The sequence below is a fragment of the Gottfriedia sp. NPDC058432 genome, from assembly GCF_042721555.1.
GTDB lineage: Bacteria > Bacillota > Bacilli > Bacillales > Bacillaceae_G > Gottfriedia.
Genome location: NZ_JBHXLC010000007.1, coordinates 36,801 through 62,078 on the forward strand (window position 1 = coordinate 36,801; position 25,278 = coordinate 62,078).

The following is a 25,278-nucleotide window of genomic DNA, read 5'->3' on the forward strand; positions in this document are numbered from 1 at the left end:
GGGACTGCTGACAAAATGAGAAAGGAGTTTTAACTCCTTTCTCATTTTGTCTTTTTTAGGTTAATTCATCTTTTTTAAGCGATTTAACCATGTTTTTTCTTTCGCTTGATCCCCAGCAATCCATTTATTTTTAGGTGCCCATCTCCTTTGAATAAACGTTATAACGTTATATTTACTAGGCTGATTTTCTATGATATTGTTTATATGTAAAAAAGAAATAGCAATTTCTTATGCTTGTTCAGTTCAAAGATTGAAAGCGTTTACTATATAACCTAAGTAACTTAAATAGACATATGTAACTTTGATGGATATCTAACCGGTAATAAGTCACTTTAGCGAAAAAGTCGTGCAAACAGTAAGCTTTTCCATATGGCTCTGAGCCATGTATTTTTACTTTTTAATAGCATATTTGTACCAAAATTTTTTATAAGTGAAATAGATAAGAAGGGAGGGATGATTAATATGCATCCTCGGTCAATTTTTATATTACAGGAATTTCTTAAAACAAAATCGGTAATTAATGGAAATTACCTTTCGAAATTTGCGAATGTATCATCTCGTACGATTCGAGCGGATATAAAAATGTTAAATGTGTTCATTCGTGAACACGGTGCGGTTATCCAATCCTATAGAGGAAATGGGTATCAGTTGGAGATCCTAGATGATCATTCATTTTATTCGTTTATACAAACATACCATCAAAAGAATATCGGGAACCATTCTGATGTCCCCATTGACCATAAAGGACGAGTACTATATATCTTAAGAAAATTGCTCGGTTCCCCAGATTATATAAAGCTTGAGGACTTGGCAGAAGAGATTTACGTTAGCAAATCTACAGTGAATAATTTAATAAAAGATGTGAAGAAGCTATTGGGAAAATATAAATTAATACTGGAAAAACGCCCAAACTACGGCGTATGCGTAAAGGGTGATGAATTTAATATCCGTTCTTGCATGTCCGAGTATTACTTCAATCGCGATATCCACACACCGCTTATGCAAAATGTACAATTTATGCTGAATCTGTTCAAATCCTTTGAAATAGAAATGGTCAAAGATATTATGCTTCGTTCCCTAAAGGAAAAAGGCATGGAATTATCCGACCAGGAGTTTGAAAACTTACTAGTTCACATTTTAATTTCTATTGAAAGAATACGGAGTGGCAGTGTAATAAAAGAAATAAATATCGATACGAAATATATAGAACATTCAAAGGAGTATCAGATTTCTTGCAAGATACTATCAGAGTTGGAAAAAGCATTTTCTATTCACTTTCCATATGTAGAAAGCATTTATATAACCATCCATTTAATGGGAACAAAGGTGGCAAGCTACCTGGCTTTCGAGCCTTCCAAAGAGGAAACAGTGGATCATATGATACAAGAAATTCTTCAGTCCATTTTTGAAGAGATGAATATAGATTTACAGCATGATGAAGAGCTAAAGCTTAATATGGCGGAACATTTATATGTAGCATTAAATCGTATCAAATATGGGCTGAATGTTAGAAACCCTATAATTCAGGATATCAAAACACAATATCCATTAGCGTTCGAAGCCGGCTTAATTGCAGCCAAAGTGATTAGCAGCAAGATAAAAAAAGAAATTGAAGAAGGCGAAACCGGGTATTTGGCCATACATTTAGGTGCGTCCATCGAGAGGCAGAAAAAGAACAGAGAACAAAAACGCTGTTTAATCGTTTGCGCAACAGGAAAGGGAAGTGCCCAACTGCTTAAATATAAATTAATTGAGCATTTTGGAGGATCATTGGATATTGTCGATGTTGCAAGCTATTATAATTTGAAAGATTTTGTATTAGAGGATCAGATTGATTTTATAATCAGTACTGTGACAATCGATAATGATATTTCTGTGCCTGTTATAAAAGTAAATACAATACTAGGTAAAGATGATGTAAGCAATATCAGGAAAAAATTATTCCAACAACACAGCGGGGACATCAGTAACCATGTAAAAAGTGAACTAGTCTTTTTACAGCAGCAAATGAATTCGAGAGAGGAAGTCATCCGATTTTTGAGTAGAAAAATCGTTGATTTACAGTTGGGAGACGATGCCTTCTGTGCTTCCGTGTTGGAGCGTGAAGTATGCTCTTCTACTGCCTTTGGCAACCTTGTAGCAATTCCTCACCCTATCAAAAATATGAGTCAAGAGACGTTTATCGCGTTTTGTACCTTAGCTAAGCCGATTGATTGGGGAGGAACACCTGTACAATTGGTTTGCTTATTTAGCGTAAAGCAAAACAATAAGAGTGATCTGCAATATTTATATGATTTCCTATACAACATTCTCGATAATAAAAGTACGGTAGATAAAATAATAGGCTGCACTAGTCAAAAAGAGTTTAATAAATTGATAGATGCTAAATAGGCTAGTTTATATATAGAAAAATTTTTGGCATCCTATTTCAAAACTTCCGTTACTAACGGAAGTTTTTTATATTTAGCGGAACTGGATTTCGAATTAAAATACAAATATCAAAGAAAACGCTTTTATAAATATCAGGAGGTAAATATGGAAACTAGCTTACCAATCAGTTTTCAAATTATTTTACATGGAGGGAATGCACGCAGTTTATCATTAGAAGCAATCAGATTCGCCAAGAACGGAAAGATGGAAGAAGCACTGGAAAGTTTGAAACAGGCGAAAGAGGAATTAGGCCTTGCACATCAAATACAAACTACTCTTATTCAAGATGAAGCCGCCGATAATAAAACTGAAATCAACTTACTCCTAATCCATGCGCAAGATCATCTGATGAATGCAATCACAGTAAGGGAACTTGCAGAGGAATTCATTTCGTTATACAAAAAAATAGATACAATGCAAATGCCTTTATAAAGTCTTTTTAAAACTACAGTTTTGTTACGTAAAGAAGAAATTATAGACTAATTATAAGTAATTTTTAAAAGGAGAGATTTACTATGAAAATTTTATTATGTTGTGCAGCAGGAATGTCCACTAGCATCATTGTTAAAAAAATGCAGGCTTCAGCCGAGAACCAAGGAAAACAATATATGATCAAAGCAGTTGACCAAGGCAAAGCAGAAGAAGAAATAAAGGACAGTGATGTCGTACTTTTAGGGCCACAAATCCGCTTTTCATTGCCAAGATTTCAAGAACTGGGCAAGCAATATAATGTACCGGTCGAAGTCATCAATCAAATGCACTACGGAATGTGTAACGGTGAAGCCATTCTGAAGCATGCTGAGTCTATGACTTCCAAAGCATAAGAAGTTGGTAACTTTTTGTAGATGCCTTGATATAACACAGCAATTTGGACAGCGCTTGATATCCTAAGCCTACGGTTTATTGGAATTTCAAGATAATCATCATCGAAAAACACACTAATGAAGTTAGATCGTTTTGATGAATCATTCAAATAATTAAAAGGAGATTACAAGGAGATGAATAAACTATTCGGCTTTTTGGAGAATAAGATAGCTCCATTCACTTATAAGATTGGATCACAAAGGCATTTATTAGCAGTACGGAATGGCGTGATGTCTACGCTCCCACTGACAATTGTTGGATCGTTTTTTGTGCTATTTCTAAACTTCCCAGTCGATGCGTTCAGTCAATGGATCGCACCACATAAAGCTGCTCTCGATATTCCATTTCGTTTTACGGTTGGCGCCATGTCATTATATGCGGCATTTGGGGTAGGATCAGCATTGGCGGAGTCATATAAATTGGATCAATTGAATGCTGGCTTTTTATCAATGCTTGCATTCCTAATTTCCTGTGTCGTACCTGTACAGGTCACACAGCCGGTAGAAGGGGTGATCGATGCTGGACGTTGGCTGCCTATCAGCAGTTTAAGTGCCGGATCATTATTCGGAGCAATTGTTACATCTTTAATTACTGTTGAAATTTATCGGTTTTTAATAAAACACAATATTACTGTAAAGATGCCGGACAGTGTTCCACCAGCAGTCGCAAAATCGTTTTCTGCCCTTATTCCTACTTTTGCAGTTGTGTTTGTTTTCTGGACTATTCGTTACGGATTAAATTTCAATATTAACTCATTCATTACAACTTTGATTTCTCCGCTTAAAAATATTTTAGTAGGCAATAGTTTACTTGGCGGATTACTAACAGTTTTCTTAATCGTATTTTTCTGGTCACTTGGCATTCACGGTCCAGCAATTTTGGATCCGCTCATTCGTCCGATGTGGGATACAGCAATCCTTGAAAATGCAGATAAATTTGCACAGACTGGAAATGCCCACCACCTACCATATTTATTCACAGAACAATTTCTTCAATGGTTCGTATGGATTGGCGGTGCGGGATCAACCTTGGCTCTTGTTGTTCTGTTTATGTTCTCGAAAGTAAAATATTTAAAGGATTTAGGAAGATTGGCTTTTGTTCCAGGATTATTCAATATTAATGAGCCTATTATCTTTGGTGCTCCTATTGTGATGAACCCTATACTTTGCATTCCATTTATTGTTGCGCCATTAGTGACAACGACGATTTCTTACTTTGCAGTAGTTTCTGGTTTCATTCCAATGATGATGGCAAAATTGCCATTCACCATGCTAGCGCCAATTGGGGCTGTTATTAGTACAAACTGGACTTTTTCGGCAGGTGCCCTTTCTATCCTAAACTTCTGTGTCGCATTAGTCATATACTATCCTTTCTTTAAAGTGTTTGAAAAAAAACAACTGAAATTGGAAGAAGAAGGGAGACAAGCAGCCTAAGATGATTCAAATGATAAGTGCCGTTTTCACCTTAATAATAGCTCATATTTTATTCGACCGTTCTAACTTAGGGAGGAAGGTTACTCCTTGGGGATCAATTGGCATTTCAATTTTAGCTATCGGTTTATCCATATTAGTATTTGTACTCATGGGCAGCAAGTTTGTTTCTATCATAATTGTCACAACTGTATTTTGCAGTGTGTTCGTTTCAACAAGATATAGAGACTATGTTACAAGGTTGACTGCTGCCAGAAAATTATAGTCAATTAGGAGGAAGAAAAGGTAATGACAAGAAAACTAGGTGTTTCCATATACCCGGAGCATTCAAAACCTGAAAAAGACAAGGAATATTTAGCACTAGCTTCTCAGTACGGATTCGAACGAGTTTTTACCTGTCTTCTTTCTGTGAATAAACCAAAAGAAATGATTATGGAAGATTTTATAAATATAATCGCGTATGCAAAATCCCTAGGGATGGAAGTTATTTTGGATGTAGCGCCAGCTGTATTCGATAAGCTGGATATCAGCTATGATGACTTAAGCTTCTTTGCTCAACTAGGTGCGGATGGAATCCGACTGGATCTTGGTTTTGACGGATTAAAGGAATCAAAGATGACATATAACTCATATGGGCTCAAGATTGAACTGAACATGAGTAATGATGTTGACTATCTAGAGAACATATTAACGCACCAAGGTAATAAGTCTCTACTGCTCGGTTGTCATAATTTTTATCCGCAAAAGTATACAGGTTTGCCATATGATTTCTTTATAAAATGCAGTGAACGATTTAAAAAGCATGGAATCCGTACAGCAGCATTTGTCACTTCTCATCACGGAAATATCGGCCCTTGGGACATTAATGATGGCTTATGTACATTAGAACAACATCGTTCCTTGCCAATTGATGTACAAGCAAAGCATTTATGGGCTACAAAGTTAATTGACGATGTCATAATCGGAAACGCATATGCAAGCCAAGATGAACTACAGCTACTTGGATCCTTAAATCGCGATTTTGTGGAACTAAAAGTAAAGCTTCAGCCGGAAATATCTGATACAGAAAAGAACATCTCACTGGAAGAGCTTCACATAAGACGTGGGGACATTAGTGAATATATGATTCGTTCGGTAGAGGTTAGGAAAAAATATGCTGCAGAAGATTTCCCAATTCGCAAGAGCATTAAGCAACAAAAAGGGAGAATCTTCATCGGAAACAATAGCTTTGGTAAGTATAAGGGGGAGCTCCAAGTTGTGTTGCAAGACATGCCGCTAGATAGTCGGAAAAACTATATTGGGGATGTTGTAGAGGAAGAGCATTTCCTTATTGATTACATTCAGCCTTGGGGTACCTTTGCCTTAAAGGTTGAGGAATAATACTATCTCGTAAATAGATTGATAGAACGTGCATTGTGATATAAGAGATAACGAATGAAGACTGCATTTTCAGAAGATGATTCAACTAGGACATCTCTTGAAATGCAGTCTTATTTATTCCAACGTTATTTTATTATCAGTATGTGTTAAATTCATTATCACTTAACTAATAAAAAAACGAATTCGGTTGGAATTCGTTTTTTGAGTATTTAGCCTAGCAAAAATTCGATAACATTACGCTTCCAGATAAATCCGCAATGTTGTAAGTAATCTTGAAAAAAAAGACATCATTTTTTCAAGATTAACTCATCATTTGTTTAATTAAATCACGATTTCGTTGTTTAAATACCTCATTATGTGATGAAACCATTGCTGATCCACTGGCATCTGGTTGGATATATTGCTTCGCTTTATTAACGGCATTAGCAGCATCTTGAAATGCGCCAGCAATTAATTGTAACTTTCCTTCATGCATTAAAATATCTCCAGCTGCGTAAATCCCTTCAATCGAAGTTTCACTCGTTGTATTCCCTTTAATATAGAAATCTTGAATCATTTCTACCTTTATTTCACTGTTATTTAACAAAGAAGTATCTTGTTCATATCCGTGGTTTATGATTACTTCATCAATTGCTAGATGAGATACTTCACCAGTTTCATTATTTGTCAGTTCAACCTTTTCTATTTCTTCATGGTTTTCACCAGCAATTAGTTTCGTAATAGATGTATTGAAAAGACATTCAACTGAACTATTCATTAATTGAGAAACCTGTGCTTCATGACCCTTAAGAGCATCTTTTCGGTAAGTTAAAAAAACTTTCTTAGCAATTGGCTCTAACTCATTGGCCCAATCAATTGCAGAGTTACCACCACCGGAAACGATTACAGTTTTATCTTTGAAATGCTTAAGTGATTTTACTGTATAGTTTAAATTTGAAACTTCGAATCTTTCTGCACCATCTATTTGAAGCTTTGTTGGATTTAAAATACCACTTCCAACTGCAACAATAACTGTTTTAGAATAATGTATTTGACCTGAAGCTGTATGTAAAACAAAAATACCATTATTGTCACGAGTGATTGTGTCAACTTTTTCATTTAACACAACAGTCGGATCAAACGTTAATCCTTGCTGAACAATTTGTCCGATAAATCTCTCGCCAGGAATTGGTGGTTGTCCTCCAACATCCCAAATCACTTTTTCAGGATAACAATGAACTTTGCCGCCTAATTCAGATTGAAATTCAATAATTTTTGTTTTCATTTCTCGTAAACCACTATAAAAGGCAGAGTAAAGTCCAGCAGGGCCTCCTCCGATTACTGTTACATCATAAAGATCGTTCATGTTCATTATGTTCTCACTCCAGAATATTCTGTCATTGATTATCATTCTCAATAAAATATAAACCATTTTTGAGAATTTTTCAATGATTTCACTAAAAAATAATGTTGACAATATTAGTAAATAGACTTATATTTACGTAGTAATAACGATTGATAATAATTATCATTATCACTAACGGTTGAAATATTAAATGAATGGAGGTCCGTTTATGGTACGGTTATACACTAATGAATTGACCATTGGTTATGGTGATCGTTTGATAGTAAAAGACCTTAATATAAAAATTCCGGATAAACAAATTACAACAATCATCGGTTCAAATGGATGCGGGAAGTCGACTCTTTTGAAGGCGATTACAAGAATAATCTCTCATCAATCCGGAACGATTATCTTAGACGGGGAAAACATTGCTTCAGAGAATACTAAATTACTAGCTAAAAAAATGGCGATTCTACCTCAAACACCAGAGAGTGCAAGTGGTTTAACAGTAGGTGAACTAGTGTCTTATGGTCGATTCCCATATCAAAGTGGTTTTGGCAGATTAACTCAAAAAGATATTGAAGTAATTGACTGGGCACTTGAGGTTACAGGTACAAAGGAATATAAGTACAAGTCAGTTGATTCGCTTTCAGGAGGTCAACGTCAACGAGTTTGGATCGCAATGGCGTTAGCACAAGAAACTGAAATCATTTTCCTTGATGAGCCAACTACATATTTAGATTTAGCTCATCAACTCGAAATTTTGGAGTTGTTACAAAAGCTAAATCAGGAACAAGAACGTACAATTGTTATGGTTTTACATGATCTAAATCAAGCTGCTCGATTTGCAGATTTTATCATCGCACTTAAAGATGGGGAAATCGTAAAAGCAGGCTCTTGCGAAGAAGTCATTACACATGAAGTTCTAAAAAAAGTTTTTTCAATTGATACAGTAATTGGAAGAGATCCAAGAACAGATAAGCCAATGTGCATAACATACAATTTACTTAAGGGAGAAGAGAAAAATGAAGAAAATCTTAATACCATTTCTTTTAATATTCGTGCTAATTATTAGTGCATGTAGTAAAGGCGCATCAAGTACAGAAGGCTCAAAGAATGAACCAAAAAAGTCTGGAACTATTACATATCAATCGCAAAATGGTCCAGTTAAAGTCCCAGCTAACCCTAAACGTGTAGTAGTGTTATCTTCGTTTGCAGGAAATGTAATGTCTTTAGGAGTTAACATTGTCGGTGTTGATTCTTGGTCTAAGTCGAATCCTCGCTGGGCTGAAAAATTAAAAAATGCTGAAGTTGTTTCAGATGATAATATCGAAAAAATTATTGAGCTAAACCCAGATTTAATTATTGGTTTAGATAATGTTAAAAACCTTGATAAATTAAAGAAAATTGCACCTACTGTAGTTTATACATACGGCAAAGTAGATTACTTAACTCAACATATTGAAATTGGTAAATTATTAAACAAAGAAAAAGAAGCTCAAGCATGGGTAGAAGATTTTAAAGCTCGTGCACAAAAGGCTGGCGAAGAAATTAAAGCTAAAATTGGTCCAAATGCAACTGTTTCTGTTATTGAGAAATTCGACAAGCAGCTTTATGTATATGGTAACAACTGGGGTCGTGGAACAGAAATTCTTTACCAAGAAATGAATTTGAAAATGCCTAAAAAAGTTGAAGAAAACGCATTAAAACCAGGATATTTTGCAATTTCATTAGAAGTACTTCCAGAGTTTATGGGTGACTATGTGATCTTCAGTAAATTTGATCAAACTGATACTTCAGTCGAAAAAACAGATACTTATAAAAATATACCAGCAGTAAAGAATAAGCACGTTTTCGAAGTAAATGGAAGTGAATTCTATTTCAATGATCCAGATACTTTAGACATGCAATTAGAATTCTTTAAAAAGCAATTTCTAGGTAACTAACAAAAATAAGAGTAGGAATTTTATTATTCCTACTCTTATTATTTAGACATTGTCCAAAGATTTTATTGTAGACTGTTTGAAAACATTTGTCTTTCGAGGCCCGAACTTATCCTAGTCGGTAATAAGCACTGCAGAAAGCGAGCGTTTGGAGGACAGCCTGAAAGACATTCTATATAGAGAAGATGAGAGGCTAATGAGACAAAAAAACAAAGGTTCTGTTCCATTCTTTTTTAAATTTATATTGGGGATGATCATTTTTATTATTATGTTTGTAATTGCGATTGTTTTCGGCGCAGCGGATACAACTGTTGGTGATGTATGGAATGCGATTTTTACAAACATGAATAGTCAACAGATTTCTATTATTAGGGAGTTGCGGTTACCTCGAGAAGTGGCGGCAATATTTGTAGGGGCAGCACTTGCGGTGGCAGGCGCTATTATGCAAGGGATGACAAGAAATCCGCTTGCAGATCCGGGTTTGCTCGGTTTAACGGCAGGAGCAAATGCAGCTTTAGCAATAACAATGGCTTTCCTACCAAAAGTAAATTATTTTGGGATTATGATCGCTTGTTTTATTGGTGCAGCGGTTGGTTCACTAATCGTTTTTGGTATTGCTACCGTGAAAAAAGGCGGCTTTTCTCCATTTCGTATTGTTTTAGCAGGGGCTGCTGTTACAGGCTTTTTAACTGCTATTTCTGAAGGTGTAGGGATTTACTTTAAAATATCTCAAAATATTTCAATGTGGACTTCAGGTGGATTAGTCGGTACTTCATGGGGGCAAGTAAAAACGATTACGCCTTTTATTATAGTAGGTGTTCTATTAGCAATTTTCTTGTCACGTCAATTAACAATACTTAGTTTAAATGAAGAGGTTGCAGTAGGTTTAGGTCAAAATATCCCAAGGATCAAAGCAATTTTATTTGTAGTAATCGTTTTACTAGCTGGAGCGGCAGTTGCTCTAGTAGGAAATATGGCATTTTTAGGTTTAATGGTACCTCATATGGTGCGTGGATTCGTCGGAACTGATTACCGATTTATTATACCGATGTCTGCTATTTTTGGTGCTACATTCTTACTTTTGGCAGATACACTTGGGCGAACAATTAATATACCTTATGAAACACCAGTTGCAGCGATTGTTGCAATGATTGGTCTTCCTTTCTTTCTGTTTATCGTACATAAAGGAGGCAAAGAATTCTCATGATCCAGCCTGCTATTATTAGAAAACAAAGGTTAATTCTATTGATACTCTTTATACTTATTCTATTAACAATGTTTATTGGAATGAGTTTGGGATATTCAGCAATACCATATAGTAGATTACTTCCAACATTTTTAGGTGATGGTACATTTAAAGAAGAGTTTGTAATCTTTTCAATTCGATTACCTAGAATGATTATCACTTTAATGGCAGGAATGGCCCTTGCACTATCTGGTGCCATTTTGCAAGGGGTAACACGAAATGATATGGCTGAGCCTGGAATATTAGGTTTTAATGCTGGTGCAGGTGTAGCTATTACAGTATTCTTTCTATACTTTCCAATTGAAGCAGGATCGTTTGTTTATTTAATCCCAATCGTTGGATTTTTTGGTGCTGTTATTACAGCAATTATTATTTACTTATTTTCTTATAAGAAAAATTCGGGTTTACAACCTATAAGACTAGTTTTAGTCGGTATTGGTTTCTCGATGGCTCTTTCAGGAATAATGATTGTATTAATTTCATCTGCGGAACGTGCTAAAGTAGATTTTATTGCAAAATGGTTAGCAGGTAATATATGGGGAACAGATTGGCCGTTTATTTGGGCATTCTTACCATGGCTAATTGTATTAATTCCGTTTACTTTATATAAAGCAAACACATTAAACCTTCTTAATTTAAATGAGCCTGTTGCAATAGGGGTAGGGGTCTCCTTAGAAAAGGAAAGAATTGTTTTAATGTTAGCAGCAGTTGCATTAGCAGCATCTGCCGTTTCAGTAACAGGAGGAATTGCGTTTATCGGATTAATGGCACCACATATAGCTAAAAGTTTAGTTGGCCCAAGAAATCAATTATTTATACCTATCGCAATTTTAATTGGTGGATTATTACTATTAGTTGCCGACACAATCGGAAGAAACTTAGTCGATCCGGAAGGAATACCAGCAGGGATTATAGTAGCCCTAATCGGTGGACCTTACTTTGTATATTTAATTCTAAAAAAGGCTTAATCAATAGAAAAAAGACATTGTGAACTACACAAAGTGTTCAAACAATGTCTTTTCTTTATTCTTAAACAGTTAATTCTTCATTTAAGTATTTAATTTGGCCGTCTTTTAAAGATTGAATACGAGCAAGAGATTCTACTCGATAACCACGATCACGCAGAAGCTTTCCACCATTTTGGAATGATTTTTCAATTACGATCCCAAAGCCAACTGTCTCTGCCTTCGCTTGTTCGATGATTGAAAGTAATCCAAGAGCTGCCTGTCCGTTTGCTAAGAAATCATCTATTATTAATACTTTATCGCCTTCGTCTAACCATTTATGAGAAATTGAAATTTCATTTTCTTCTTTTTTTGTAAATGAATATACTTTAGCAGTATAAACATCTTGCTGCATTGTGATTGATTTTTTCTTGCGAGCAAAAACTAGGGGAACATTTAAAGCAAGTGCTGTCATTAGCCCAGGTCCGATACCAGAAGATTCTATCGTAACTACCTTTGTTATTTTTTCTTCAGAGAATAAACGCGCAAATTCTTCCCCAATTTCTTTCATTAAAACAGGATCCATTTGATGATTTAAGAAAGCATCCACCTTTAATACATCATTTGCCAAAACGATTCCTTCTTGTTCAATTTTCTTAAGTAATAATTCCATAATGATCCCCCTTAATGTAAACAAAAAACTCAAAACATGTACTTCACTGTATAAAATGAGTGAAGTAACACATTTTGAGTCTTTGATTAGCAAGAGCTATAGACAGATGTGTTACCACTCATAGTCGGTAAATTTAAGGTTAACCGGTAGAAACTCGTGAGCCATATCCTCACTATTATACGAGTGAAATTTATAATTTTAATGAAACTATAACATGTTAATAGAATCTGGTCTAGCAATTAATAGGTGTAAATTATTAGCATTATTGAATATACCTAATACAGTTTACAAATAAACTTAGTGAACTCCTTTACTAAATCCTGGTCATAAACAGTACCACTTTGTTTTTGAATTTTTTTTAACGATAATTCAATTGAACATTTCTTTCGATAACAACGGTCATAGGTTAGAGCATCAAAACTATCAATTATTCTAACTACTTTCGAATTAAAATCAATTTCGTTACTACATAAACCTTCATAGCCAGTCCCATCAATATTTTCATGATGATAACGTACAGCTTTTAAGATATCTTTATGATATGAAAAATCTTTTAATAAATCATATCCATAAATTGTGTGATTCTTCATTAGATTCCACTCGGAATCAGTAAGAGGACCTCTTTTTGCAACGATTGAAATTGGTATTTTTAGTTTACCAATATCATGTACATAACCAATAAAATGTAACTGATTGGATTGATGTAATGAGAGATCTAAATATCTACTGAATTTATACGACATTTCTCCTACACGCATCCCGTGTAAAAAAGTATCATGATCAAGTTGCCTTAATAGATCAACTACCTCATTTGTGACGAATGTTTGCCTTTCTTTTATCATAAAATCACCTTTGAATGCTTATTCAAAATAAAATTTATTTTAATAAATGGGCGATATGATTAATATCGCGCTGTGAAAGTGTAGAACTAATTACCGCAATTGGAACAGTTTCTAGATCAATTTGAAAATCAGCAATGATAAAGTCTAAACGTAATTCACTGATCGTTTCCGGACTCAGATCGCCATTTTGGAGTTCAACAAACTGGATTTTATCTCCAAATTCCTTTATTAGTTTAGCTGTTAAATACTGCCGTACACCATAACCTTCACTACTTAACAGTAGGACCCTTTTTTTTACTAATGATAATTTAGTGATTATTGCTTGAATATTTAAAGTGATTTTAGCAATTACTTCATTATTTACTTCTGGGTATGAAAGGTTTTTGCACCATTTACGAAATACGGCTTTTACTTTATTAAATAACTCTGGATAACGCTTTTTAGCGTAATCAGATATGAGAGAAGATCGATCAATTCTACCGTTTATAAAAAGAAATAGGGAAAGGACTTTAAATTGTTTTTGAAGAGTGAGAATAAAGTCATTATGATCATGTAATTTTATACTAAGCTTTTTTTCGAGCATCGTAACAAGCTCTTGTAATTCTAAATATTGTTTTTCGGATTTATTATGGTAGCTATTTATTATTTCATCTTGAGGTTCATTATCGCTAGAAAAATAAGGGAATGCAGATATCATTAGAGAAAGAGCGTTAATCTCATCTAATGGAATAGATACTTTATAAATTTTTTCTAGTTGTACGCCTATATCAGTTGCAACTGAAAAAAACTTCGTATCCTTAATATTGTTAGAAGGATTTAAGTCCAATTGTACATCTCGATCAATTCTTTGAAGCATCGTACCAACATAATAAATATATTTATACATTGTAGGTGGAAATAAAAATAAATTATTATTTTCAGCAGACTTTGTCACTACTTCTTTAATTATAGAAAACGATAGTGAATCATAAGGCCACTTATTAGTATAGGAATATAGACCATATAATACGTCACAGCATAAGATTCTTTTTTGAAACTCATTACCTACAATTTCAAGAGGTGCACGCTTTAAACTTAAATTATATGATTTCAATAAAGTGTCTACTCGTTCGAGAATTTTATAAACAGTATTATGATGTGTGTATAAAACTTTTCCTAAATCACTAATGTATTCAATCTCTTTAATTAGAATAAACATGATTACTTGAAGCGATAGAGAATTCTTAACAAAAAGAGAACGAACTTGATCAAGCGAGGAATTAATTGGATTATTTATATAAATACCTTTTCCTTTTATCGTTTCAATATGCCATCCTTCTGGGAATGTTGCATTGATAATTTGTATATCAGTTCTTATTGTTTTCTCGGTGCAATTTAAATTTTTAGCAAGCTCCTCTGTTTTGAACCATTTTTCTTGACTACTTAAAAGATCGATTAAGTGTAATCTTCGTAAACTCGCCTTATCCATCTCATCTCCTACTTTGATCTAAAATAATTTTATTTAAAATAAACTAACATTTTTTGTGATAACACTCACATAAAATGTTGTTGAGATAATGTTTTCAAAATTATTGTAAACTTAGATGATGGATTAGGATATGACTATTTTTACCGTTAAAAACGGTAAAAATAAACACTAATCGACAATCTCCTTTTTATATAACGAAAGGCATACATCGTTTAGGGAAACTTTATATATTACTTGTTTTTACCTATCAAAACGGTAAAAAATAGCATTTGAAACTTTAATTAGCAAGACTATAATTTAATTTGAAAAGGAACTCGAGTTAATTTGGGATTGTATTCGGATGTGATCATGATTGGTGCTCTAAATTGAGAAATGAGGAGGGGAATGATGGGTACAGTGTTACTGTTTTTTATACTAGGAAAACTTTTGCTAGTTCAGTCTATGTTACATAGTCGAATTACTTTGTTAGGATTATTATTTAGTATTTTTATTGTTGTTTTGCTATATTTACTTCCAATCTTTTTAGAATTCAATAAAAGAGAACGAACTATTGGTTATAGTTTTACTTCAATAGTGGTAGGAACTATATTTTTAATCTGTACTATTTATGAAAGATATGCTGTTTTTGTATTTTCTACGCTTAATCAAACAGAAGAAATCTCCAATACTATATTCTCTTTTTTTATGATAGGGGACTTACTTTTCATTTTTGACTTTGTATTATTACTGTACCTCTTACTATTCAAAGTACTTAAAATAAAGACAACACAATTAATTTTCGGAAAAAAAATCAGGACAAATAAGATAGTATTAAAAAGGAATGTATATTCATATTCACCTCTTAAAAACATTACGCTTAATGAAGATTAAGGAATAACCGATATTAATGGATAGAGTTTAGAGACTAAATAAATGGCGTACGAAAAACCTCACTTTTGAAGTGAGGTTTTTTTTTGCACATTCAACCGGTGAATTCTTTTACTGAGGAGCAATAAATTGGGCAATTGAAACGGTAACATTGCCCAAGTCCTCAACATATTTTGTTGTTGAGAGTCTGCATTTTAGTAGATTCAAATTAGGGAATCGTATTTATTTTATTTAAGTGCGGTATGTTTTATTCGCTTTCAAATTTTATGTCGGAGGTTATAAAAATGTATGATTTTCAAAGAGAGCTTCAACAATTAAACGTTGGTCAGTTTCAATCAAGTCAATTAGTTCCATGGGACTATAATCAGTATCAAAATTTCGAAGCTAGAATGTGTGCATGTTTCTTTCCTTTCTTTAGTTGTTTTGGTTGCGGCGGTTGTGGAGGATGCGGCGGTTGTGGAGGCTGTTTCCGTTGTGGAGGATGCGGTCGCTGTCACCGTTAAATGTAATGTTTCATAAAAACTATTTGTCCATTTAGACAAACAGCCCCTACTAATCTTTGTAGGGGCTATAGAGTTATGTTATGACATAAGGAATAAATAATATACATAGGATTATGAAGAAAGTATTTATGCTATTTAATGAACAACTCACTGTATCGAAGGGGTTGAAAAGGATGTCAAAATTGAATCCATCTGCACGTCTAAAGGTTAACCGAGATACTTTTTTTGTACCTGATTCGAATGGAGGGGTCTATTTTAGGAATAACTTAAGTTCATTTCGCATGGAAGGTGCTTCTGTTTACCAGTGGATTGAAAAGTTAGTGCCTATGTTTAACGGCGAACACTCACTAGATAGCTTAACAAATGGTTTGCCTGACCAATACCGAGATAGAGTAATTGAAATTGGTGAGACTTTATATAACAATGGCTTTGCACGGGATGTAAGTAAGGATCAGCCACATCAATTATCTAAAGAGATTTTAAATAAGTATGCAAGTCAAATTGAGTTTTTAAATTGCTTCGGAGATTCTGGTTCATATCGCTTTCAAACCTATCGCCAATCCAAAATATTGGCAATTGGTTCTGGAACAATTGTCACTTCGCTAGTTTCAGCATTATTAGAGTCGGGATTAGCGAAATTCCATCTTTTAATAACGAACACGGAAAATACTGATAAAAAACGAATAAAAGAAATTGTAGACAACGCACAGAAGACGGATCGTGAAGTCGAAGTTGAATTAATGAAGAGAGAGAAGCTTTCGTTACAAGAGGTTGTATCGACTTTTGATTCGATTTTATATGTATCAGAAGATGATCGTGTTTATGAGCTTAAAATGCTTAATGAGATTTGTAAAAGGGAGAAAAAGAGATTTATTCCAGCGATTTCTTCCCAAAGGATCTGCATGACAGGACCACTAGTAACTTCAAATTCGGAAGCTTGCTTCGAGTCAGCATGGAGAAGCGTTCATCAAAACATACTCTGTGAAGAAGGAGTCAACCATCCATTGTCTTCAATTTCATCGGCAATGTTGGCAAATATAATGGTGTTCGAGTTATTTAAAGATATTACAAAATCACGCGAAACAGAAAAGAATAATCAAGTTTATATTATTAATCAAGAGACGCTAGAGGGCAGTTGGCACACATTCTCTCCTCATCCATTAGTGACTGGGAAAGCAAAAGCTAAAATAGTCCATAATTTTGAGGAAAAGCTAGAGCAAAACAAATCGAAAGGAGATCAAAGTAAGTTATTAACTTACTTAGGTCAGTTCAATTCACAAGAAACTGGATTATTTCACGTTTGGGATGAGGGCGAACTAAATCAACTTCCATTAGCTCAGTGTCGGATACAAGTAGTAGATCCTCTAACAGAAGGCCCAGTAAAATTACTAACGAGTACGATTTGTACTGAATTAACTCATGAAGAAGCAAGAAGAGAGGCGGGACTTACAGGAGTTGAAATGTATGTATCTCAAATCGCCAATCAACTCATTATGAATTCAGAGTCCGATGTTGTAGAGAGTATGGAACCTGGTGAATACATCGCAATAGCGACTGGTCAAACTTTTTCAGAAAGTATTTGCAGAGCTCTACAAAAATATTTATCTGAAGAGCTTAATAAACAAGCGAGTGATCATAAAAGTAAAATTCAGGAAATAAAAGCGATAAAAATTGAAGATGATTGTGCGCAATTTTATTTACAAACATTAAATACAATACATGAATCTCCAAAAATAGCATTAGGGAAAGAGATTTGTGGATTTCCAGTAGTTTGGATTGGTACACAAAAAGGTTGGTATAGAAGTGTTGGTTTAAATTTAACTATGGCCATACAAGATGCACTAAAACAAGTACTTAAGGAGTTGCAAAATAAGACTCCATTACCTGCATCAACAGCTATTCAAAGTTCGTTAGTTTTAGTGGAAGAAAAGCTAATACCTGAAATAATCATTCCTCAATCTAATCGCGCTCAACATACTGATTTATTAGTCTCGGCTATTGATACTTTAAAACAGAAAAATATTGAATTACTAACATTGGAGTTTATGCTTGAAGCGATTAATGTAGATGAACTAGCGGGAGTTTATGGTGTCTTGTTAAGAGAGGTGAACTCAATTTGAATTCAACGGTTACCATTTTTGGAGAGGGATTATTAAGTAAGTACACATCTGAAATCCTTTTAAATAAGTATAAGATCGTTCAACAGAAAGATTTAGAGTCGAAGGTTTCTGAGGATACTAGTTTAATACTTATTTTGGATGACGCATGGAACCCTAAGATTTATGAAAAAGCAGATGAAATCTTTAGAATAGGAACTGTTCCATGGCTACGTGCTTGTGTTTCGTTTGGGGAAGGTGTAATCGGACCTTTAGTACATCCAGGGCAAAAAGGATGCATAAAGTGTGCCGATTTTAGACGTTTAATGGCTGGTAGAGAGCGAAGAGAAATGCTAGAAATAGATGATCAGTTATTAGAAGGCGATGGAGTATCGGATGATGTATGGGGTACAAGAACGGGACTTTTACAAATGGCTTACTTAATTGCAGCTGAAGTAGATAAATTTATGAACGGTAAAGAAACACGTCTAGAGGAACGAATTTTTTTATTAAATATGAAAACATTCAAGAGCTCAAATCACTTTTTTTTACCGAATCCTTTATGTCCAATTTGTGGTGAATTAGAAGATGATACTTCTGATTCAGCGATTATTTCACTTGAGCCTAGTATGAAAGTTTCGCCAACTAGTTATCGTAGTCGCTCAATGGATGAATTAAAAAAAGTGTTAGTTAATGATTATTTAGGTCAAAAGACAGGTTTTTTAAATGGAAAGGCATTTGATCTATCTACGCCATTTGCAGATGTAGTTGTAAATCTACCGTTACTACAAGGGGATGAAGGAACAGCAGGACGTACACTTTCATATGAATCTAGTGAATTAACTGCCATATTGGAAGGGTTAGAAAGGTATTGTGGCCTCACTCCACGGGGAAAAAAAACGGTCGTACATGATAGTTATAACAACGTAAAAGATTATGCAATTAATCCTGAAATTGTCGGTACTCATTCGAAAGAGCAATATGCTCTGCCGCGTTTTCCATTTAAGGTGTTTAATCCTAAACGGAAGATTGATTGGGTATGGGGCTATTCATTTTTGAAGGAAGAGCCGATTCTTGTACCGGAGTTGCTTTCATATTATAGTCTAGGATGCGGACACGGTTATGTGTATGAAACTTCCAATGGATGTGCATTAGGGGGTAGCCTAGAAGAAGCTATATTCTACGGTATTTTGGAAATCGTTGAACGGGATTCATTTTTAATGACTTGGTATGCTCAGTTGCCTCTTCCTCGACTTGATCCAAAATCGGCTAAGGATCAAGAACTCGATTTAATGATTGAGCGAATGCGCTTAGTTGGAGGGTATGATCTTCATCTATTTAATTCGACGATGGAGAATGGAATTCCAAGTATTGTTGCCATTGCAAAAAATCGAAAAGAACATGGTTTAAATCTCATTTGTGCAGCAGGCGCTCATCTTGACCCGGTTAGGGCGGTTAAAAGCGCAGTACATGAATTAGCTGGGATGATGTTAACATTGGATAAAAAGTTTGAAGAAAATTATGCTAAAAATATGAAAATGCTTTTAGACAACACTCTCGTTAAACAAATGGAAGATCATGGAATGTTATATGGTTTACGTCAAGCAGAGGAGCGTCTGAAATTTTTATTAGATGATAACCGTCCATTAAAGACTTTTGAGGAAGAATTTAAATGGAATACAAACCATCTGGATTTGACGAATGATTTAAAGGATATTCTACAAGAATTTAAAAAATTAAATCTTGATGTGATCGTAGTTGATCAAACTACACCTGAAATCAAAAGAAATGGATTATCTTGTGTAAAAGTCTTAATTCCAGGGATGTTGCCAATGACATTCGGCAATCATCTAAAACGATTGAATGGACTTGATCGAGTGTTAGAGGTTCCTGTTAAAATGGGTTATACGAAGAAACCGCTAAAGCCGGAGCAGCTCAATCCATATCCGCACCCGTTCCCATAGGTGGTGTTTTAGGAGGTTGATTGGATGAGTTTACAAACATTTCTACACAATCTTCATTTTGATATTGAAAAGGCAAATCAATCAGATTGGGAAGTAGATTGGGAGGATGCGCCACTAACTTATAAGATTTATAAAGATTTACCTACTATTCCACTTTCTCATAACGTTCCATTATCCTTAAAAGGAAAAAAGGATGCAATTGAGCCGAATTTAGACGAAATAGGCTATTTTCTATGGTATGTATATGGAGTAACCCAAGTTGCTCAAACAGCAATTACTTCCGGCTCCAACGAAATGGTTAATATGATGTCTTCGAACCGAAGATTCATTCCCTCTGGTGGAGGATTATATCCGAATGAATTGTATTTATATATTAAGTCTGATCAAGTCTCTTCGGGGATTTATCATTATGATGTTGCTAGACATTGCTTAGTTTTATTAAGAGAAGGCAATTTTGATTCTTATGTATCAAGGGCTTTAGGGAATAGATGTGATCTTCCTAAGTGTTTTGGTACTATTTTTATTTCAACAATGTTTTGGAAAAATTTTTTTAAGTACAATAATTTTTCTTATCGGCTTCAAGGATTAGATTGCGGTGTGTTAATTGGACAGATTTTGGAGATGGCTAAACGCTTTGGATTTAAAGCGGGAGTATATTACCAGTTTCTAGATCAAGCGATTAACCATTTAATCGGTATAAACGAACGTGAGGAAAGTGTATACGGAGTAATTCCACTCTCTATTGAAGAATCTGCGTTGATTTCAAATGATAATGTAAAAAGTGAAAATTACAATTCAATTGATCTAAGTAAAGAGTTACAAGCAGTTACACATAAATATTTAGTAAAATCGAAAAAGATTAGAGAGTTCCCGATGCTAATTAAAGTAAATAAAGTATCGATGATCGAATCGACTCAAACATTTAGAAAAGTTGACGAAACTGTGGCTGCATTAGATGAACGGCATCGAATAATTTTACCTAAAGTAGAACGTCTATCCTATGATTTGGCCACAATATGTAAAGAAAGGTTTTCGCCTGAACTAGACTTTGTATTACGATCTATTAGTCAAAAAAACTTAGCAACACTACTTAAAGAGGCGACAGCATCCTTTTCATATGTAAATGATTTAGATGGTTCCCTTAAAAATAATAATAACCGCCCTAAATTATATTTATGTTTGTATAATGTCGAAGGGATTAACAATGGTGCTTATTATTATGATGATTTTACCCATACGCTAGTACAAACTAAATTAGGCGATCAACGAATGCAGCTTCAATTAGGAATGAATGCCCCTACCGTTAATTTATTCCAAGTGCCTATTTGTATACATGTAGTGGGGAATAAGGAACATATAAGATCGACACATAGTTATAGAGGCTACCGGATTCAACAGATGGAAGCTGGTATAATGGTTCAGCGTTTACTAATAGCCGCATCAGCGTTAGGATTGGGTGGGCATCCACTATTAGGATATAATGTAAAATTATGTGATGAGTTATACCAATTAGAAGAGATAGGAAAAACAAGTTTAATTCAAATTCCAATAGGTCATTATCGGAATCGACCTTGGCTAAAAGGAAATTTGCATAGTTGATCAATACAATTTTTATCATTATACGACAGAAGACTCCTTCCAAAATTACGTGAAGGTGTGATAACACCAGTAATAGGTGGGAGATGAATGACGGTTGGCATTAGCCAAAATGCTTTCTTCTTTTGCTACTATTCTGTACAATAGATAATGTAAATACTGTAGAAAAAGAATGAATTCAAGTGTAGTACTTGTTGCGTAAATAGAACTCGTCTGGTGGTTGTCATTCGCCTATACCATTCAAGAGTCGCAAATAGAACAACTGTAATACCCCTCAGTAAAAAACAGGCTGAGTACGTTTCACCTAGCGTTAGGTGAAACCAAACCGTAGGAACTACGGGGTTAGCTTGGTAAATAAAAGTAACCTCTGCTGGTAAAGAATCACTAGTAAGTATGCTTTGTTCCCAAGAATCTCCCACTTCAAACAACCTGTAAGGGCGTTAAGTGGTGAGTAGTTCAAGATTGTCATTTATCGTTTTTAGAATTTAAAAAGTTCAAAACTAAAAACAAGGATACTTTTGGGTATTCTTGTTTTTTTGTTCCAGTTATAACAAATAAAACCCAATGATGGCGCAGGTTAGTGCTCAATCGACACTTATTCGACATACAAAAGTCTCGAAAATTACATCGAATAGTTCTTTTGAATTAAAATTTTATAGTATAATTACTTTAGAAATTATTTAAATATAAAATAAAAAACCTTCCAAAAGAAGGTTTTTTTATTTTTGAAAATATTTAACGTAAATATCCCCAAAGAATAATTGGCGTAATTAAGAAAGTATATAGCAAAAACTGAAGGATAATAATTGGTGCAATTTCTTTAAAATCTTCAGCCCGAAATTTAGCAATACCAGCAGTTATAGCTAGAACTAATATGGGGCCAAAACAAATTAATATTTTTATTCTCCTGTAGATAGATTCTAAGATGGATTAGTCTGTTTAGACAAAATTATTCCTAAAAGTTCTTTATAAAATAGGTGTTTTATTTCTATTGATTAAATTATATTAACAAAATTTTAATGTTGTTATAAATACTATCTATTAAAATAACATATAATTAAAAAAAATGTCAGATTATAAAACTTTTTGTATAATTAAATCGTCTAATTTTAGTAAAACAAATTTAAATATTTTTATGGTTAGTTTTAAACGTTGATTATTAGTAGTTTGATTAAAAGAATTCGTGACGATACTAGAGTGAAAATACCTTTATTAATCATCCACCAAATTCTACGACAATAACCAATTAAAAAACGATAAAAAAGTATAGAAATTATAGGAGGAGAAAACCATTGTCCAGAAGTATGAAAAATCGTAGAAAAAAACCTATTATAGGGATTGTTATTTCTTTAGTTTTAGTTGCGGGTGTTGCAGGTACTCTTTATGAACAACATAAAGAACCTAAAACGGTAGTTATTAAGAAGAATGACAAAGTTAAAAATGACATTGTACTTAATTTTCCAGATTATTATAAAACTACAAAAGAAGATGAATCGGGATTATTAGAAGTGTTAAACGCTGATTCAAATTTAGTTTTAGTTAATAAAGATCGAAAGTTACCAGATGGTTATGAACCAAATGACCTGATCTACCCAGCAATTCCTTTAAATGGGACAGTAAAAGAAAAAACAAGAATGAGAAGTGAAGCTGGACATGCATTAGAGAAGTTATTTGCTGGTGCATCTGCGGAAGGTTATACATTAACAGCAATTTCTGGATACCGTTCTTATGATCGACAACTTTCTTTATACAATAATTATATTTCTGTACATGGTGAGGCATGGACTAAAGCATACAGTGCATATCCAGGAACGAGTGAGCATCAGACTGGACTAACGATGGATGTTTCATCACCGGCATTTGGTAATGCTTTAGAAGTCGGTTTTGCAAAAACTCCTGAAGGGACTTGGTTAGCAAAGCACGCTCATGAATACGGCTTTATTATTCGTTACCCAGAAGATAAAGTAGATATTACTAAATATCACTATGAACCATGGCATATTCGATACGTTGGAAAAGAATACGCTACTTATTTATATACGAATCATCTTGCACTTGAAGAAGCGATGCCGGCTAAAAAATAATAATAACAAAAAGGCATGTCTCAAACTAATGAGACATGCCTTTTAATATCTACTGATTTATTAGTGTATTCGCCATACCTAGTGCTTTACGAGTTTGTTTGCGTTTAAAATAATAGTTAAACAATTCTTTTTCCGATTGATTTATTAGATAAGCAAATCCTAGTTTTTTAAAAAATGGTAATGAATGTTCCGCTAAATATTGGTGATATTCTTGATCTTTTTCTAAGATTAAAAGGTCTAATAAGATGAATAAATTGATAAAAAGTTTGTCATTTTTTTGGGAAGCAATATCAAACCCTTTACCTACCCACTGTAATAATTCTCCTTTAGGTAATAGTTCTCCATAATAAGAACTTCGTATATATCCTTCTAGGGAAAGTAAATAGGGTATAGAATTAGAGTCCTTCAAATTCATTGACTCAAAATAGTATTTTTTTGCTAACTCATAATTTTTTCTTCGATAATATTCAAAGGCTAAGTTATGAAATACCCTTGCTTTTCGTTCTGATGATCTACAAATTTCACAGCTTTGGATTAAGTTTTCAAATCCTTTAATCGTCTCAGAAAATTCTTCATTATCCTTAACTTGTATTAACATAAGCATTTCGGAGTCGATTACTCGAAGATAGGAATTAATACTTTTGAAATACTGACGGGCTTTTTCAGCATAAAAGTAAGCCATAACAGGTAAATCGTTCGAATGGTAAGCAGAAGCTAAATGATAATAATATTCCTCATTTGCATATTCTTCATTATTAATTTTCTTTAAAACTTGAATGGCAAGTAAAGGTTCATGGTTCGTTAAGTGATAAATACCTTGCACATGGCTAAAAAGATTTATTTCATAAGGTGACAATTTGTGTTTTATTTTTTTTATTTCATCAATGAGCTCTTTTGCTTCATTCATTAAATTACGCATTAATAAATATCTGATGCGAAGTAATTTATATTGATTAATATAATTTGAAATTTGAATCAACTCTTCTTGCTCAAGTTCTAAGTTGATTTCTTCTATTTCGTCAAATAACTGCATTGCAATAGACTGCTGCCAACTATTTATACGCATTTTTATATTGTTTAATTTTAAAATCTCATTCTCGATTTTTATTCCAAGTCGTTCTGATAGTAGGGCTATAATTTCATGTGCATATTCGGTTTGAGATCTTTCTATTTTACTAATATGCGTACTAGAACAAATCCCTTTCCCTAGCTGTTCTTGTGTCATCTGAGATTTTTCTCGATAATATTTTATGATTTTCCCCTCATACATAACGAATTTCTCCCTTTTGTAAACCTTTTTATTAATAGTTTGAGTAGTTGAAAACCATCAATTCCCCCAAGTTAAAAATAAAAATTTCTATTGAATTTAAATGACTTTCTTGCCAAACACAATCTATACATCAATAAATTTAGTAAAATATGAGACTTTAATCCTGAAAAGAAAAATTGATTATGACGATTAATGTTGAAAAAAGGATTACAAATGAAAGTTCAGACTGAAATAACCCCCATTTACCAAGAAAAATAGCTAAATTACAATTAAATTATTAGATTTGTCTAACTATTCTAATTCTAATTTTACATCATTTTTTTAATTGGAGGAATGAAATAGAGTTACTTAATT

20 protein-coding genes and 1 riboswitch are annotated in these 25,278 nt (G+C 33.7%); of the genes, 15 read left to right on the forward strand and 5 right to left on the reverse strand.

The window, feature by feature from the left end; genetic code table 11:
* The first annotated feature begins 453 nt into the window (after positions 1–453).
* The 5 genes from ACFWM3_RS08970 (at position 454) to ACFWM3_RS08990 (ending at position 6,104) form a co-directional block, all read left to right on the forward strand.
* Entirely contained in the window at positions 454–2,391 is a 1,938-nt protein-coding gene (locus tag ACFWM3_RS08970) for a BglG family transcription antiterminator (RefSeq protein ID WP_390311110.1), read from the forward strand.
* Positions 2,392–2,535: 144 nt separating this feature from the next.
* On the forward strand, positions 2,536–2,862 hold the full coding sequence (locus ACFWM3_RS08975) for a PTS lactose/cellobiose transporter subunit IIA (RefSeq protein WP_056476237.1): 327 nt from the start codon (positions 2,536–2,538) through the stop codon (positions 2,860–2,862).
* Between the two features lie 83 nt (positions 2,863–2,945).
* On the forward strand, positions 2,946–3,254 hold the full coding sequence (locus ACFWM3_RS08980) for a PTS sugar transporter subunit IIB (RefSeq protein WP_056476240.1): 309 nt from the start codon (positions 2,946–2,948) through the stop codon (positions 3,252–3,254).
* A 174-nt stretch (positions 3,255–3,428) separates the two neighbouring features.
* A complete protein-coding gene (locus ACFWM3_RS08985; protein ID WP_390311111.1) occupies positions 3,429–4,727 on the forward strand; it encodes a PTS sugar transporter subunit IIC in 1,299 nt (432 codons plus the stop codon).
* 285 nt (positions 4,728–5,012) lie between these two features.
* Complete coding sequence (locus ACFWM3_RS08990; RefSeq protein WP_390311112.1) at positions 5,013–6,104, forward strand: DUF871 domain-containing protein; 1,092 nt, start codon at positions 5,013–5,015, stop codon at positions 6,102–6,104.
* 301 nt (positions 6,105–6,405) lie between these two features.
* Here ACFWM3_RS08990 and ACFWM3_RS08995 read toward each other — a convergent pair whose 3' ends face one another.
* The gene (locus tag ACFWM3_RS08995; protein ID WP_056476251.1) at positions 6,406–7,455 is read right to left on the reverse strand and encodes an NAD(P)/FAD-dependent oxidoreductase; all 1,050 of its coding nucleotides are present in this window, start codon (positions 7,453–7,455) and stop codon (positions 6,406–6,408) included.
* Positions 7,456–7,657: 202 nt separating this feature from the next.
* On the opposite strand from ACFWM3_RS08995, the gene ACFWM3_RS09000 reads away from it, so the two are divergent.
* The 4 genes from ACFWM3_RS09000 (at position 7,658) to ACFWM3_RS09015 (ending at position 11,585) form a co-directional block, all read left to right on the forward strand.
* Complete coding sequence (locus tag ACFWM3_RS09000; protein WP_390311113.1) at positions 7,658–8,503, forward strand: ABC transporter ATP-binding protein; 846 nt, start codon at positions 7,658–7,660, stop codon at positions 8,501–8,503.
* A complete protein-coding gene (locus tag ACFWM3_RS09005) occupies positions 8,454–9,374 on the forward strand; it encodes an iron-hydroxamate ABC transporter substrate-binding protein (RefSeq protein WP_390311114.1) in 921 nt (306 codons plus the stop codon). Before ACFWM3_RS09000 ends, ACFWM3_RS09005 begins: the two co-directional genes overlap by 50 nt.
* Before the next feature lie 193 nt (positions 9,375–9,567).
* Positions 9,568–10,578 carry a FecCD family ABC transporter permease gene (locus tag ACFWM3_RS09010; protein ID WP_390311115.1) on the forward strand — a complete coding sequence of 337 codons (1,011 nt, stop codon included), beginning with the start codon at positions 9,568–9,570 and terminating at the stop codon, positions 10,576–10,578.
* Positions 10,575–11,585 (forward strand): FecCD family ABC transporter permease, encoded by a 1,011-nt coding sequence (locus ACFWM3_RS09015; protein WP_390311116.1) that lies wholly within the window; start codon positions 10,575–10,577, stop codon positions 11,583–11,585. Before ACFWM3_RS09010 ends, ACFWM3_RS09015 begins: the two co-directional genes overlap by 4 nt.
* 61 nt (positions 11,586–11,646) lie before the next feature.
* Here the strand turns inward: ACFWM3_RS09015 and ACFWM3_RS09020 are convergent, their stop codons facing one another.
* The 3 genes from ACFWM3_RS09020 to ACFWM3_RS09030 form a co-directional block, all read right to left on the reverse strand.
* Positions 11,647–12,234, reverse strand: a complete 588-nt coding sequence (locus ACFWM3_RS09020) for a xanthine phosphoribosyltransferase (protein WP_390311117.1) — start codon at positions 12,232–12,234, stop codon at positions 11,647–11,649.
* 101 nt (positions 12,235–12,335) lie between these two features.
* Positions 12,336–12,437: riboswitch (purine riboswitch) on the reverse strand.
* Positions 12,438–12,509: 72 nt separating this feature from the next.
* Positions 12,510–13,076 carry an HD-GYP domain-containing protein gene (locus ACFWM3_RS09025; RefSeq protein ID WP_390311118.1) on the reverse strand — a complete coding sequence of 189 codons (567 nt, stop codon included), beginning with the start codon at positions 13,074–13,076 and terminating at the stop codon, positions 12,510–12,512.
* A 34-nt stretch (positions 13,077–13,110) separates the two neighbouring features.
* Positions 13,111–14,544 (reverse strand): BglG family transcription antiterminator, encoded by a 1,434-nt coding sequence (locus ACFWM3_RS09030; protein WP_390311119.1) that lies wholly within the window; start codon positions 14,542–14,544, stop codon positions 13,111–13,113.
* Between the two features lie 387 nt (positions 14,545–14,931).
* On the opposite strand from ACFWM3_RS09030, the gene ACFWM3_RS09035 reads away from it, so the two are divergent.
* From ACFWM3_RS09035 to ACFWM3_RS09060, 6 genes are all read left to right on the forward strand, one after another.
* Positions 14,932–15,414, forward strand: a complete 483-nt coding sequence (locus ACFWM3_RS09035) for a hypothetical protein (RefSeq protein ID WP_390311120.1) — start codon at positions 14,932–14,934, stop codon at positions 15,412–15,414.
* Between the two features lie 281 nt (positions 15,415–15,695).
* Positions 15,696–15,914, forward strand: coding sequence for a heterocycloanthracin/sonorensin family bacteriocin (locus ACFWM3_RS09040; RefSeq protein ID WP_056476277.1), 219 nt, complete (start codon positions 15,696–15,698; stop codon positions 15,912–15,914).
* Positions 15,915–16,087: 173 nt separating this feature from the next.
* Positions 16,088–18,034, forward strand: coding sequence for a putative thiazole-containing bacteriocin maturation protein (locus tag ACFWM3_RS09045; RefSeq protein ID WP_390311121.1), 1,947 nt, complete (start codon positions 16,088–16,090; stop codon positions 18,032–18,034).
* The gene (locus ACFWM3_RS09050) at positions 18,031–19,974 is read left to right on the forward strand and encodes a TOMM precursor leader peptide-binding protein (protein WP_390311122.1); all 1,944 of its coding nucleotides are present in this window, start codon (positions 18,031–18,033) and stop codon (positions 19,972–19,974) included. Before ACFWM3_RS09045 ends, ACFWM3_RS09050 begins: the two co-directional genes overlap by 4 nt.
* 24 nt (positions 19,975–19,998) lie before the next feature.
* Positions 19,999–21,573, forward strand: a complete 1,575-nt coding sequence (locus ACFWM3_RS09055) for a SagB family peptide dehydrogenase (RefSeq protein ID WP_390311123.1) — start codon at positions 19,999–20,001, stop codon at positions 21,571–21,573.
* A gap of 1,301 nt (positions 21,574–22,874) precedes the next feature.
* The gene (locus tag ACFWM3_RS09060; RefSeq protein ID WP_390311217.1) at positions 22,875–23,654 is read left to right on the forward strand and encodes a M15 family metallopeptidase; all 780 of its coding nucleotides are present in this window, start codon (positions 22,875–22,877) and stop codon (positions 23,652–23,654) included.
* 49 nt (positions 23,655–23,703) lie between these two features.
* Here the strand turns inward: ACFWM3_RS09060 and ACFWM3_RS09065 are convergent, their stop codons facing one another.
* Entirely contained in the window at positions 23,704–24,924 is a 1,221-nt protein-coding gene (locus ACFWM3_RS09065) for a helix-turn-helix domain-containing protein (protein WP_390311124.1), read from the reverse strand.
* Positions 24,925–25,278: the final 354 nt, after the last annotated feature.